This window comes from Microcoleus sp. D2_18a_D3 (assembly GCF_036702455.1).
Taxonomy (GTDB): domain Bacteria; phylum Cyanobacteriota; class Cyanobacteriia; order Cyanobacteriales; family Microcoleaceae; genus Microcoleus.
Genome location: NZ_JAUBTK010000125.1, coordinates 1 through 14,512 on the forward strand (window position 1 = coordinate 1; position 14,512 = coordinate 14,512).

The 14,512-nt window shown below is 46.3% G+C and carries 11 protein-coding genes and 1 pseudogene; 1 reads left to right on the plus strand and 11 read right to left on the minus strand.

Annotation, left to right across the window (positions count from 1 at the left end; translation table 11 throughout):
- Nucleotides 1-444: 444 nt before the first annotated feature.
- The 4 genes from QUB06_RS32120 to QUB06_RS32135 form a co-directional block, all read right to left on the minus strand.
- The gene (locus QUB06_RS32120; protein WP_445251442.1) at nt 445-3,186 is read right to left on the minus strand and encodes a family 10 glycosylhydrolase; all 2,742 of its coding nucleotides are present in this window, start codon (nt 3,184-3,186) and stop codon (nt 445-447) included.
- A gap of 408 nt (nt 3,187-3,594) precedes the next feature.
- Nucleotides 3,595-6,333, minus strand: a complete 2,739-nt coding sequence (locus QUB06_RS32125; RefSeq protein WP_333438726.1) for a DEAD/DEAH box helicase — start codon at nt 6,331-6,333, stop codon at nt 3,595-3,597.
- Nucleotides 6,334-6,503: 170 nt separating this feature from the next.
- Nucleotides 6,504-8,207 carry a group II intron reverse transcriptase/maturase gene (gene ltrA / locus QUB06_RS32130; RefSeq protein WP_333438727.1) on the minus strand — a complete coding sequence of 568 codons (1,704 nt, stop codon included), beginning with the start codon at nt 8,205-8,207 and terminating at the stop codon, nt 6,504-6,506.
- 625 nt (nt 8,208-8,832) lie between these two features.
- Nucleotides 8,833-8,991, minus strand: coding sequence for a hypothetical protein (locus tag QUB06_RS32135; protein ID WP_333438728.1), 159 nt, complete (start codon nt 8,989-8,991; stop codon nt 8,833-8,835).
- Between the two features lie 52 nt (nt 8,992-9,043).
- Here QUB06_RS32135 and QUB06_RS32140 point away from each other — a divergent pair, with 52 nt between their 5' ends.
- Nucleotides 9,044-10,177: a succinylglutamate desuccinylase/aspartoacylase family protein gene (locus QUB06_RS32140; protein WP_333438729.1), complete on the plus strand. Its 1,134-nt coding sequence runs from the start codon at nt 9,044-9,046 to the stop codon at nt 10,175-10,177.
- 69 nt (nt 10,178-10,246) lie between these two features.
- On the opposite strand, the gene QUB06_RS32145 is transcribed toward QUB06_RS32140, so the two are convergent.
- From QUB06_RS32145 to QUB06_RS32170, 7 genes and pseudogenes are all read right to left on the minus strand, one after another.
- The gene (locus tag QUB06_RS32145; protein ID WP_333438730.1) at nt 10,247-11,608 is read right to left on the minus strand and encodes a protein kinase domain-containing protein; all 1,362 of its coding nucleotides are present in this window, start codon (nt 11,606-11,608) and stop codon (nt 10,247-10,249) included.
- Nucleotides 11,609-11,639: 31 nt separating this feature from the next.
- Complete coding sequence (locus QUB06_RS32150; RefSeq protein ID WP_333438731.1) at nt 11,640-11,867, minus strand: type II toxin-antitoxin system MqsA family antitoxin; 228 nt, start codon at nt 11,865-11,867, stop codon at nt 11,640-11,642.
- Between the two features lie 17 nt (nt 11,868-11,884).
- Nucleotides 11,885-12,109 (minus strand): DUF4258 domain-containing protein, encoded by a 225-nt coding sequence (locus tag QUB06_RS32155; protein ID WP_333438732.1) that lies wholly within the window; start codon nt 12,107-12,109, stop codon nt 11,885-11,887.
- Between the two features lie 90 nt (nt 12,110-12,199).
- The gene (locus tag QUB06_RS32160) at nt 12,200-12,448 is read right to left on the minus strand and encodes a hypothetical protein (protein WP_333438733.1); all 249 of its coding nucleotides are present in this window, start codon (nt 12,446-12,448) and stop codon (nt 12,200-12,202) included.
- A gap of 294 nt (nt 12,449-12,742) precedes the next feature.
- Nucleotides 12,743-13,084, minus strand: a pseudogene (locus QUB06_RS32165) (XisI protein).
- Complete coding sequence (locus QUB06_RS34830; protein ID WP_445251441.1) at nt 13,084-13,203, minus strand: element excision factor XisH family protein; 120 nt, start codon at nt 13,201-13,203, stop codon at nt 13,084-13,086. The pseudogene QUB06_RS32165 and the gene QUB06_RS34830 overlap by 1 nt, the downstream one beginning before the upstream one ends.
- Before the next feature lie 340 nt (nt 13,204-13,543).
- The gene (locus QUB06_RS32170; RefSeq protein ID WP_333438734.1) at nt 13,544-14,449 is read right to left on the minus strand and encodes a GUN4 domain-containing protein; all 906 of its coding nucleotides are present in this window, start codon (nt 14,447-14,449) and stop codon (nt 13,544-13,546) included.
- Nucleotides 14,450-14,512: the final 63 nt, after the last annotated feature.

Genomic DNA, 14,512 nt, shown 5'->3' on the forward strand with positions numbered 1-14,512 from the left:
GTTGACTGTTGACTGTTGACTGTTGACTGTTGACTGTTGACTGTTGACTGTTGACTGTTGACTGTTGACTGTTGACTCGGTGTCGAAAAACTGAATGGTTGACTGTTGACTGTTGACTGTTGACTGTTGACTGTTGACTGTTGACTCAGTGCGAAAAACTCAATGGTTGACTGTTATCCGATGCAACCGGAAAGGATATCACTCATTATCAAATTGTTTACGATCGACCTTTAAGAGTTTTGAGGGCTTCCGTGCTCACTAAGTAGGTGCAAATAAACATTACATGGTTCGGGCGGGTGAGAGGACTTATATACTCGCTTCGATCATGGATCTTAACTCAACCCTCCCTGATAAGATACTATCCTTGTTTTGCGATGACCTACTTACAAACTTAAAGTTCGCGATCGCACTATCCACAGCAGCACACACCCGAAAAATCTATATTTACCTGCGATTCAACTCCATCCTTTCGCCGTAACGTAAAAGCATATCCAAACTCTCCAAACGATTTTGCCAAGTTTGCACTTGATAGCTATTTTCGGCAGAATGCAAGCGCATCGAAGATTGAAATTGAGATTGAAAACTCCCCAACAATCTTTTAGCAGTTGCTAAACTTTCCCTAGAAGGATTTGCCGCCAACTTGCTCAAAGCTTGCGCCAATTCATCCGCCCGACTTTGCAAAACCTTCAGTTCAGATTCCGACACCCGCAACTGATTGTTAGCCAACAAAAAACTCCATTCCTGCTTGAGAGCAGTATACCGCGAAGCCGCCGCCGCAAACGGCTGTCGGTAAGGAATCGGTTCCGCAGCAGAAGTGGAACGCACTGGCGGGCCTTGAGTGCGGTTAAAAAACCCCTGCATCCCGCTGCTGATACTTTCCACCGCAAAAATAGCATAGCCCCCAGTCGGCAAATCGCGCAAAGCTTGAATTTGGTCGATCGCCACAACTTCCGGGAGAGTCAACAACTTAACCGACGGAGAAATCAAAGCCGAACCGAGCATTTGTTCCTTTACCAACGGTTCGGTGATTCGCTGAAGCCGGTTGGTATCCAAAGCATAAGTCATCGGCACAATCAAATCTACAATACCCTGACGAGCCCAAACTTCCCAATTTTGCTGAATTTTGTAAATCCGCTGACTTTCCGGGTGTGGAAACACCGCCACCGACAGAATAGTGCGCGGATAATTCTGCCGCAAAAGCTGAGAAACTTCAGCTACAAAACTATTAATTTGATTAGTTTTAAACTCAACCCACTGCCGCCACAAACTGCCGGAACTCGGCGAAATATTCACCGGATCTACACCAGTCAACTGCTTAAATTGCTGCCTCCCCGCAATACCGTAACCGTAAGTAAAATTCGCATTGTCATCTTGAAAAGGATAGCGAATATAGTCTAATTGCACCCCATCTACTTTGTAGTTGTTGGCAATTTCGCTGACAATTCGCAGCAAATAATTACGTGCTTCCGGATTCGCCGGATCGAGATAAAATTTACCATCGTTAGGATTTTGCCTGCGTCCTTTATTGTCAATATTTGCCCAATCTGGATAAGCGGAAAGCACCGGCCCAGGATAAGAACTAGGCTGGCCAATTAAAGTATTGTGGCGCTTATTTCCTGTGGCAAAAACCCAAACCCAAGCGTGCAGTTCCATGCCTCGCTCGTGGGCTAATTTAACCGCAGATGCCAGCGGGTCCCAGCCAACAGTCAGGGGATTTTGTTGCGGTGCAACTTGACTGGGATAAATGGGATATCCGGCATTCAAAGTTTCAAAGAAAACGGTATTGATACCGGCGGCGGCGAGCCGATCGAACACTGCCGCCAAACCCTGTTCAGATCGCGCTGCGACGATCGTCCCGCGATCGAGCCAAACCGCCCGAATTTCCGCCCCAACCCGCTGTCCTTCCTTCGGGTAATTTTCCCACAGCAACTGCCGCGCTTCCACCCACTGCTTTCTAGCCTCCGCGTAGTTTTGCTCTTGCAGGAGTTGGTCGAAAGTTTGCAAAACCTGCCGCGCTTGGGCGATCGCCCGTCCCCTGATCGCTTGCAGAACAGGGGGGCGGCTGGTTGCCGGGCCGCCTCCGCCCTGTTCTGCAGCCACCAGTTGAGGGGAGGTAGCAGCATTGAGATTGATGGCGGTATTGGCTGAATTAGATGCTGTCAGGGCGCTTTCAAACCTGCCGAGGAGGTTAGTGAGTTCTTGGCGCATCAAGTACGCTTCAATGCTGACGATCGGCTTATTGGAATTGGGCTGCACGTCCAAACCCGCCGGCGCCGCCTGATCGGAAGGGTCTGTAAAAGTTGCAGGTACTGGATCGGGAACCGAGCCAGAGGGAGAAAGTCGGCTCAGCGGGGTAGTACGCGGCAAACTAGGGCTGTTTCTAGTGACTCTGGAGGGGGGAGTTGGCAGTGGGGTCCCGGCAGCAGTGGGCGGCGCTACAGGCTGCGAAGCGATTGTGCCTCCCCAGCGGGCGATCGAGGCTTGCAGCCAAGCCTTATCTACATTGGCCGAACCGTCGCTACCCCAGCGCCAGCCGAGATAGGTAGCGCGATCCGTGGCGATGGCTGCGGAGGAACCGGAACTATCTTTCCAAGTAGCAATAGTTTGACTGTTTGCATCAGCCGGAATCAAGACACCGCCTTGGACTGAGGCATTTTTTTGTTCTGGGGGCATCCAACTGCTAGAAGTTTTGCAAGCGAGATCCCGACAGCGGCTGCGCGGTTGCGGCGTCGCCGGTTGGGTTAACGGAAAAGCCCAATAGGCCCCAAGGAGCGATCGCAAAGATTGGCGCACCAAAGCCGGGGAACTGCGGCCGACGGGGCCCGAAGCAATCAAGCGGCCGCCCTGGGATGCCCAAGCTTCTAAAACTTTAATTTGCGCCGGACTCAAAGTTTCAATGTTGGGCAAAAACAGCACGTTAACGCCTGTTAAATCCGCCGTACTTTTGATTTCTTCGAGATTGATTGGTTTGTAAGCAATGCCACTTTCCCAGAGGCGCGTGGTAATCTTTACCCAGTCGGGAGAATTCTCGGAACTGCGAACAACGCCCAGAACTACTTCTGCGAAACTCGGAGAGGGAAATAGGATGAAGAGATTGAGTAATGTACTCGCTAGAGTTCCAATTAAGACTCTTTGCAAGAAAGTAAAAAAGCGAATTCTTTGAGCCTGGGAGCAGGCATCAGGCATTTGATGAGGCTTTTTGATTTGTTGCATAAATATGAGAATTACTCACCACACCGCTAAAGAAAAATTTAATAACAATTAAGAGCGATCGATCCGCACCATACAATTTTCTATCCTGCCCTGCAACCTGAATCAGGAAAAAGTGCGATCGATCGATTTTAGATTTTGGATTTTAGATTTTGGATTTTGGATTTTGGATTTTGGATTTAAATCTGGATCTATTCCTCATGACTGTTGACTTTTGACTGTTTGGGCATTTGAACAATACCGATGCAACCGGAAACGATTTTAGATTAAAACCTGGGTGCATTTGGGTTGAAAAACCCCAAATACAATTTAGATGCCACACAGCTTACAGCCAACTGTCAACAGCCAACTGTCAACAGTCAACAGTCAACCGTCAACACTTTTCTAAGTTGCAGCTTCATTCACCGGGAATCGATCGATTAACTGCATCGCCCGACAAGCATTCCTCCGCAAAGCATCCGAAACATGAGGAACATGAGGAATCTGAGACAAGAAATCCAAAGTCCGGCGCAAAATCCGCACCACATCCCCTTCATCCAAACTCGTATGGCTAATCAGTTCCAGCCATTCAACACCCAGAGCCCACTGCTCAACCAAAGTCACTAAATCCCGTTCCAGCCAAATCGGGATTGCAGAATCGTGCTTGCGCTGCACTTGAAACAATCGGCGGCGCAAGCCTTTTTGCAGATTGTCCAAAGGTGCCAAAACTTCTGGCGACAGCGAGTAGTGAGTCCAACTGTCGGGCCGAGAAACTTCTGTAACTAAGGCCGCGCAAGCAGCAGCGAGGTGGTGGGGGTCGAGTTCGTCAAACTCCGCAGACATCAGGGACAAACCCAGCCACAGTTCGTTATCGCCGCGAATGGCGGCGCAAGCTTGGCCCAAGATTGTGGGTACCAACCTGCCGGAGGAGTCATCTCGCTTTACATTTGGCGAAACTACTCTTTCCAAGCAGCCGAAATTCAGCAGGATGTCGATTAAGTTGAGAAATTCCTCCCAGTAGCGAGCTCTCTGCTTTTCTAAGTCTTCTTCGCTTTTGCGGATTTCTTTTTTCAATTCTTCCCGGCGGCGCTGGCGTTTGAGCAAAGTACCGGGATTGCCCCATTCTAGAACCGGGTGAATTTCTAGCTTAGCTTCTACGGCTGCGATTTTCTGCTGTTGCTCGATCGCCTCTGGGCTCGGTTCCGGTGTCGGCAATTGTGGGATCGATCCAGCAATTGAAGCAGTTTCTTCAGTTCCCAAGCGGCACTGGCCGAGTCTCAGAGCCATTTCCGGCGGCGGGTTCAAGGTATCTGCAACGCTCAAGCGGGGTAATTCGGCGTGCAGGCTAGCGACATCGCTAATGGCGACGACATACCAGCGGTTATCTTTGCCCAAGCACACCAAATTTGGTGCTTGGCCGGAACCTGCGATTTTGGCAACCAATACGGCAGGTACAGGATTTGTGTGCGATCGTTTTGCTGTAGGAACGTGCTTGCCTTTGAGACTCAGAACCGTGCCGAGCACTGCAAAAGCCACAGCTACGGACATCTCCTTAAATCTGGCTTCTTCAGCTTGCTGCAAGAGAATTTTGAGCAAACGTTTGTCTTCTTTGAGTCTTGCCTGCAATTTTTCGTAATGGGCGAGCTCTTTTTCCAGGGTGGAGACATTTCCTCCGGCCGCCAGGGACTGTTCAAGCACCGCCAATTCTGTTTGCAATCGGTCTAATTCTTCTTGCTGCGGCTGCAAGTACAAGGTAGACAGGTATTGACCGAAACTCCGCTCTACCAACTCTTGAGCTTCGTCAAGAGTGTGTGTTTGCAGCAAATTCAGCACCATGCCGTAGCTGGGAGTAAACTGACTGGCGAGGGGGTCGGCTTTGGCTGTTGCCAAATAAGAGGCTTCTTTTGCGCCTTCAAAGCGCGTCTGAACTGCGACGACGTGCCCCAGCTTGTCCATGCCCCGCCGACCCGCCCGACCGGCCATTTGCAGGAATTCTGAAGCGTTTAGCAGTCGGTGTCCCTTGTCGGTGCGCTTGGACAGGGTGGAAATGACTGTGGTGCGGGCGGGCATATTAATCCCGGCTGCTAGGGTTTCGGTGGCAAATACGACTTTAATCAAACCTCTGCCAAAGAGTTCTTCTACTAAACCTTTCCAAGCGGGCAAAATGCCTGCGTGGTGGGCGGCGATGCCTTTTAAAAGTGCTTCTTTTTGACCGAAGCGTTCTGCTTCTGGGTTTCGCTGTAAAAAATCGTCAATGATGCGTTTGAGTTCGGCTGTTTCGGCTTCGTTAACTAGGGAGAAATTGCCGACTTCTGCGACTGCTTGGTCGCACCCGCGACGGCTGAAGATGAAGTAAATTGCTGGTAGCATATCTCGATCGTCCAACCTGGCCAAAACATCGGTCAAACTCGGAGTGGGGATGCTGCCTCTTTCTACTTTTTGCTGCTTTTTTTTGGGGACTAACCGGACATTAGCTCTTTTGCCGGTCTCGTCTAGCAGGGGAAATATCCCTTTTTGGTTGGCGAAGTGGAACTGCAGCGGTACTGGCCGAAAGTCTGAGTAGACGAGCTCTGTGGGCCCGTGGACTTTGTTAATCCAGTCTGTGAGTTGCTCGCTATTGGCAACGGTTGCTGAGAGGGCCAGCAGTTGAATTTCGCTGGAACAGTAGATGATGGATTCTTCCCAGACGGTACCGCGCTGGCGATCGTTCATGTAGTGACACTCGTCGAGCACCACGGTTTCGACTCCGGTGAGGGAAGTGCCGACTTCTCCGATCGGCGTACCGTAGAGCATATTCCGAAATATTTCGGTAGTCATCACCAAAATCGGCGCATCTCGATTGACGGAGATGTCGCCCGTTAGCAAACCTACGTTGTCGTCTCCAAATTGACTGCGGAAGTCGCGCAGCTTTTGGTTAGAGAGTGCTTTGAGGGGAGTGGTGTAGAAGACGCGCCGCCCCCTGGAGAGTGCTTGATGGATGGCGTATTCCCCGATTAACGTTTTCCCAGAGCCTGTGGGAGCACACACGACAACGGATTTACCTGCATCGAGGGCGGCGATCGCCTCTCTCTGAAAGTTATCTAGCTCGAAGGGAAATATGGTCTTCAGATCCAGCTCTGGGCGGTTCTGGGCAGTGTCTGGCACAAGGATTATTATAAGGTTTCAGGGTAAGTATGCTTAAATCTTGCTGAAAGCAAGTCAGCAGGGTAGAGTCGATAGGGGCATTTCTACCCCTACCTCTCTTTCAGAACGGAACGTGAAACTTTCGCTTCATTCCGCTCCTCAGTATCTTCATCCTTTGTTAAGGATACAACTCAGAACGGATTGCTATGATAGTCCTTATTAAGGGAACCGCCATTTTCCGTTTTTGTGTCGTGACAATGCTTGTGCAGAAGTTGGAGGTTTTTATACTCATCCTTACCGCCTAGGGAGCGGGGTAGGATATGGTCAACTTCTACAGTGTCTGTAGGTGTAAAGTACAGACCGCAGTGGGTACATTTACCTTTTTGTGTCTTCAGGAGTGTTGCCACTCTTGTTGGTGTTTCAGGGTATTCTCCACGTCTTTTGCTCCAGTAAATCCAGTCACCATCGTAAGGCGTTGAATTGCCCTTTACCTTGACGTGCCTTATTATGGGCGTTGCTTGGTGTTGGGTTAATTCTAAACCTTCTTCTGTGCTGAAACACCAATTTCTGTCGCCTACTGTTCGCCAGTATTTTTCTTTGTTGATGCTGCCTTGTCCCCGTTTCCTAGCCCAAGCTCGTAGTTTGTCGTAGGTAAGACTATCGACCTTGTTAAAGGTTTCTTTACTTACTACTGTAGAGTAATAGTTTGACCATCCCCTAATTATTGGGTTTAGCCGACTAATTAAAGCAGCTTGAGGGGAGGCTTTATGGGTATCTATTACTTCTTCAATTTTCAACAAGTGAGCTTTGACCTTATGTTTGGACGGAGTAATTAATGTTTTAAAGCCAAGTGGAATTCCATGTGTACTTTTGGCACTTCGATAGTTGCCTACTTTATGTTGTTGTACGTGGAATCCTAAAAACTCAAACCCAACATTTCCATTGTATTTATTGAGGGTGTGAGTTAATTTTGTTTTACTTGGCTTCAATTTTAAGCCTAAATCACTTAACCAGTCTGCAATTATCTTTTGACAGGCTATTATTACATCGATGTCTTTGTGCATAATCACAAAATCATCGGCGTATCGGATTAAACTAATTTCCTTTCGTTGGTTAATAGATTTTCCTACGAATTGCTTAACCCGTTCTTCCATTCCGTGTAAGGCAATGTTAGCCAGTAGTGGGGAAATGACCCCTCCCTGTGGCGTACCTTCTGTGGTCGGGAAAATTTCACCTTGGTCTAATACCCCACTTTTAAGCCACGACTTAATTTGTTTTCTCAGTCGCGGATAAGTATTGATTTTGTCAAGTAATGCTTTGTGATTAATGCGGTCAAAGCATTTGGCAATATCAGCATCTAGCACGTATTTGGCTTTGTTATTGATATTGACAAATATGGCTCCTATCGCATCGTGACATGACCTACCTGGTCTAAAACCATACGAGTTTGGCTCAAAACGAGCTTCCCATTCTGGCTCAAGAGCTGATTTTACAACTGCTTGTAAGGCGCGGTCGTACATTGTGGGTATGCCTAATGGTCTTGACTCATTGGTTCCTGGTTTTGGTATCATTACCCGACGTGTCGGTTGTGATTTTCCAGTTGCCTTGAGTTGACTTACTAGCTTGGCTCGCTGCTTCGGAGATAATAGTTTAATACCATCTACACCTGCTGTACGTTTGCCAGTATTATCTTGCGTGACCCGTCGTACCGCTAGAACCTTATTAGACCATGAATTAATCAAGGTCTTTTGAAGCTTCCGAACTGCTTTAGCATCACCACGCTCACTTGCTCGATAGATACGTTTTTGCAACTTGAATGTCAATCTTTCGGCTCTTCGCCAATTGATTTGATTCCATTCCACCGTCGGGTTGTCCCGCGTTTTAGACTTATTCATTGCTACTAGGTTCCTATCCTTGAAGTTACCGTGTATCCGTCTGCATATCCCTGTCATTACAACCGGGCATTGGCTTCTGATACAATCCCTCTCTCGCATATCATTCGTTAGCTACTTACTGGTAATCGAACTGATTCCAGAGATATACGAGAGTTACTTCGTTCCAAATACACATTGGTTTAGTTTTTAGTGTGATGCTCTCCACCGGGTTTATGGGCGGTGCTTATAGGTCGAAGTTCTAATCGCCTATGCCCTATCCTTGCCTTTTGGCTTGGTCTTAATCAGTTTTTACCGTGTTTTTCAACGGGTTTACCCTTGATTCAGCCGTTAGACCATCTCAATTAACGGTGGTTCGGACACATCTTTGCTTTCGCTACACATGAACTTTTGCTCGACAGTTACCAGTTTCGGCTACCAGTAGTCTGCTTTTTATCCCCGCTTTACCCTATTAGTTGCTACTTAATAGGATAGGGGATATGCTTTTACCGCTGCACTTGCGGACTGGGACTAAGGATAACCTGCACCCAGATGTGTATTTAGTTGTTATGGCTTGATAGCCATACTAGCCGTCCCTGAGTATTTTTACTCATTTAGACTAAACGAATCGCACAGGACTGTATTGATTTTAGACCTTCGTCAGCAAATCGGCTATTAAGGAATAAGTCTGTTGGCAGTTGGCAGTTGGCAGTTGGCAGTTGGCAGTTGGCAGAAGAAAGAAAAAATTTTGCCTTCTTCCCTCTTCTCTCTTCATTCTTCCTTCTTCCCTCTTCCTTGTTCCTGACATCCGTTACATCCGTTACATCCGTTACATAATCCGTTGCCGAACTTCCTTCTTTATGATTCCAGTTATTTCGACTATTCCTGTGGTGCAGCTTGCTTCGGGCGATCGGCTTTCACTGCAAGTCTATCAGTTCCAAGGTGCGATTCCCGGCAAAAAAGCTTATCTCCAATCTAACCTCCACGGCGCTGAGATTAGCGGTAATGCTGTGATTTACCAATTAATTGAGTTTTTAATGTCTTTGGACAGCAGCCAGTTAAGCGGGGAAATTTGGCTAGTTCCGGTTTGCAATCCTGTGGGTGTCAGCCAGCGATCGCACCATTTTTCTCCTGGTCGCTACAATCTTTATGATGGGGTAAATTGGAACCGGATTTTCTGGGATTTTGAAAAACAGGGGGAAGATATTCTGGGTTTTGCTAATTCTCACATCCATCTCGATGCCGATACTGTCAAAGTTAATTACAGAAAAGCGATTGCTTTGAGTTTTGCGAAAGAGTTGGAAAAAATTAACGCTCCTAGTTGCCGCCCCTACAGCGAATTTTACCGATATCAGCTACAATCTTTGTGTTTGGATGCTGACTATGTGCTGGACTTGCACAGTTCTACAAATCAAAGTTTAGATTACCTTTACTGTTTTAATTCCCGCGAGGAGAGTGCGGAAGCTTTTTTGCTCGATCGGGCAATTTTGATGGACGAGTACGACGGCGATGCTTTTGACGAGGCGTTTCTCAAGCCTTGGCTGGCTTTGGAGAAGATTTTGGCAGAGTTGGGAAGTGCGATCCAATTTGATGTGGAAGCTTGGACTTTAGAATTAGGTTCGGGGATGGAAATGAACTCCGATTCGGTGGCGAATGGCTTGCGGGGCATCAAAAATTACTTAGCAAGTAAGGGTTTATTGAAAATAGATGGATTTCCTCTCCCGGAAACTGCGGCGCATCAAGTTATTTTTACCGCCAAGAATTCGGTGATAAAATACTATGCACCGGCGGGCGGCATGATTCAAAATCGAGTGCAATTGGGGAGTTTGGTCAAAAAGGGCGATCGGCTTTATCAAATTCTCAGCTTTAATAAGAACTGGGAATTTCCGAGTTTGGTTGATGTTGGTGCTGAGTCGGATGTTTTCATTTTTGATGTTTCGACCAATCAGTCAGTAAATCAAGGAGAGTATGTGTTGTCTGTGATGGCAGATTGAGAATACCAAGAAACCCGGTTTCTTGAAGAAACCGGGTTTCTGAAAAACTATTGGTAGTCGAACCATAATTTACGATATACTATTTAATAGGGCTTGTTTAAATTCCGCTGCACTTTTATAATAGATTTCTGGATTGTCAATTAAAGCGCGATCGATAACGGTGGCTAGCGGTTGAGGAATCGCAGAAGTGCGATCGCGCACAGGAACCGCATCATTTTGTAAAACCGCCAAAAACGGGTCTTGATCCTCCAAATTTCGCGGGGAATATCCCGTTATCATCACATACAAACAAGCCGCCGCCGCCCAAACATCAACATCCGGTTGCGTGTACTTATAATTTACTACCTGCTGTCGCGGCATAAAATACGGCGTACCCACAACATTACCAGTCATCGTTTGGCCGCTTAAACCCGCTTGATCGAAAGCCTTTGCTAACCCATAATCCCCAATTTTGGCAACTTGTTTCCCACCCACATTCGCCAAAAAAATATTCCCCGGTTTCAAATCCCGGTGAATCAAACCCCGTCCTTTTGCAAAACTACCATCAGCCAATCTGACATTGGGAATTTCTGCATTGTGCGTATAAGTTAAACCATCTAAAACTTGCAAAATAATAGCCACAGCCTCACCAATCGGCAAAGTGCTGAAACCGCGTTTTTCCATCAAATCCACAACACTGCCGCCGTCGCAGTATTCCATCGTGAAAAAGAAAGTTTTATCAGCATAACCAAACTCTTTTAATCCTACCACATTGGGATGTTTTAAAACTTTCATATTTTCAACTTCCCGCAAAAACCAATTAACAGCCCGCTGATTTGCCGCTACTTTTGGCAGCATCACTTTCAGCGCAACTTGTTCGTTAGTCCGCTTGTGTCGCGCCAAATAAACTAAACTAAAACCGCCCCTACCCAACTCCTTTAGCAAAACGTAATCGCCGAGAACTCCGATATGGCTTTCATTCGCCACTGCTTTCAACAGAAAAGCTTGCAGCATTTCCCACAGATTTGCTTGATTTGAGGGAATGACAGGGGGTGTTTGGTGTTGGAGAGTTTTGACAATTTCCGGGTCAAGGGCAACGCCAACTCGAAAAGAAGTATGGCTGAGTGTCAATTCATCTCCCCCTTGCAAGTCGTATTCTGGGAATTGAATTTGAGCAGCTTCTTCGGGAGTTTGATTTGGTTCTCGCTGACCGATTTTTTTGCCATTAACAAAAGTGCCATTTTTGCTACCGAAATCGCGCACTCGGATATCGGGAGGATTGATATCCAGCAAGCAGTGATAGCGGGAAATCGTGCGGTGTTTTTCGTCGTCGGGAATTTTGGGATAGCAATCTTTGGCGCGCCCAATAATGCAAGTTGTGCGGGTGTCAAAGGTAAATTCTCGGCCTTTGAGATTCCCGGAAGTGATGGTGAGGGTAACTTTTGAAGTCATTTCAATATATGATTGTAAATGTAATCATTGGCTAAGCAAAACTAGCGACTTCTACAGAACGTTCTACCGCTACACTTTTACGCTGGCGTTTAATTCTGTCGATTTCATGCAATGTTGCGGCTGTTAGGTAACTACTGCCACAGTGAGGACAGCTTATTACCGGAATGTTTTCTATAACTAGCAAATCTTTGCCTTTGCCATAGGTTCTGGGAATTCGGCGAATTCGCACACCTTCTGTTCCGCAAATATCGCATACCATTTACTAAGTCTCCTTGCTTAAGGCACGTATACTGTAATGATAACAACTTTTCCAGTCGGACTCAGTTTGACAATTAATTCGACTTCTCCTCCATCGGTAGTTTCTCCTCTAATCCGGTATTTTGATTCGGCTGTCACTCTATCTTTTTGACATTCTAGTATTTCACCTGTGAGGATGCCTTGTTCAATGTCATAAATTGTAAAATCGTCATCTTCCATCTCTTCCTCAGCGTGGAGTGTCATGACGTAATGCTGATTGCTAACCTTTTCCCTAATCAGTCGTAGTATTTTATCGAACCTTTCAAAATATTTTTAATCACCGCAGAAAATAGTTTACCAAACTTCTTCTCCTTCTGGTTTTCCCCAAGAGACTTCTTCGCGAGATTCTATTTCGGCTGCAAATAATTCATCTAGGGTATATTTTGATATTTTATTGTTTACGGGTTCAATGACCACTTTCCCATTTTTTATAGTACAAGTTACTGAAGCATCGGCTTTCAGGTTTAGAAATGCTACAATGTAGTCGGGTATTGGCAAAGCCAAGGAATTACCTAACTTGCTGATGTGTATTTTTGCTGTCATACATTTGCGATATTAACGCTCAGGTTGATCTATTATAGCAGCGATATTCCTGGACGCATGGGGGTTCAGAAACCGGGTTTTTTACGACAATACTTTGTTCTAGCCGACAGATGAGCGGAAAAACCCGGTTTCTTTGGACGCAATAGGTAAATTCTGTAACTATTCTTTGGCTTTGCTTCCATTCTTTCATTTCATGTTACCTCTTAGTCTGCGGAGGCGGACTTCGTTTGTGTAGACGCGGTTTCAACCGCCGAGTCAATTGAGTTGGCTTTTTCATAACAATTTCTCGAAGCGCTAGGAAGCTACTGCAAAATCCGTGTACTGCCGCATTCTGGACTCGTGAAATGCTCCTACAATATCTTCCTTGGGAACCCATGCACGCACTAAATCTGTTGCAATTCCATCTTCTGTTCAGTCTTCCTCAATCCAGAATTTGCCATCCCGAATCCGAACGTAGACAGTCATCGGGGTAATTCATTCTCCCGTTGGTCAGCCGAGATTCATCCACATATAATGACCGTTTTGTGCATCGCTAATTAAGAAGGTTTCGATCTCTGGTTGAGGACGGCGGCCCAATTCTATATATTCGGTTAAAATGCGCTCGATTAATTTGGGATACTCGGTTAGTTTATCCATTATACTATTTCCTCTACTTCTGTATTGACGACAATTAGGGGAAGTTGATGTCTATTTACAATTAATTGAATCGCATCTTGAGTGAAGAAAGTTTTATAGGGTATGCTACTAATAGCCACGTAAAGTTTGCGAGTTTATGGGGTTTGGAGGCTGTTGGTGGGGAGGTAGAAACCGGGTTTCTTCCTGAATCTGGGTGATGATGCGTAAATTATCGCAGAAACCCGGTTTCTTGAATTTGCGGAAAATCCAGAAATTTTAGCGGTGGTTGAAAAGTTTGTTTTTGCTAATTGTTATAACCCGCAAATAGCGGGGCAGATACTACAAAAAACTAAGGAAAGATGGCCACTTTTCGATGACTCGCAGTGCCAGGTATCGGAAACGTAGACAGGGCATGGCGATCGTGGTTTTGGGCTTTGTTATAAATCTTTATGAAATCCTGAAACGCTTAGATTTTAAAGTCTACAAGTCTCGACGCGAGAGAAGAGAACTAAAGCGCCCATCTCCGCCCCCCCGCCCAAACGCAAACGCAAAACACCCAAATACACCCAAAGGGAGGTGCCCTTCTGGTGCTTTCTCTGAAAAAGTGAGGTCGCCCAAGTACACCCATTTTTTGTTTTTTCTCCAACCTACGCGATCACCAAAAACTTCACAAATTTTTTCATTATATTTGTGGGTTACCCCCAGACGTTGATAGATGCGCTTCTGCACCGAAAAGCCAAAGCGCCCACTACTGTATTTTACCCAAAGTTGGTCAATCGTTCGCAAGTCTTTACAAGGAAAATTATCTATTGATGAGCTATCCAAAAATGTTTCCTCCTTTCCCCCCACCTTCCGCATCACTCCCACCGTTTCCGAATCGGCTTCTTTCCACTCTCCTGCTGCTAATAAATCACGCAATTTTCTATAATCCATCCCCACCGCAGAAAGCAATTGTACCTCATTAGTACCCTGTTTAGGTATCACTAAATTAGTAATCTTTTTAGGCATCACTAACGCCAACCATTCCTGCACCGACTGAGGGCGATTTTGCGGTTCCAACTCCATCCCCTTAATAATCGCTGCATTCACCCTGCCACTAATTTTATTGTTATGCTGTTTCGGCGGAATTAAAAGGATATTTTGCTTCCTGAATTGCGACGGGAATGGCAACTCACCCGACAGCATCACATACAGCGTCGCCGCCAAAGAATAAACATCAGTATATGCACCAATTTCGGCTCGTTTTTCTAATAGTTCGATGGGTGCGTAACACTCTGTCCCGGAATTGCTATTTGTCCTCAACTTCCCCGGTGCCGTCACCTGTCTGGCTAAGCCAAAATCAATCAAAACTGCACCCCCCTGACCCACCTTATTAAGGCTTGTCATTACCAACATATTTTAAAGTGGAACTGAGGTGTATTAGAGTCAGAGTATGAAATTGAGTAATTT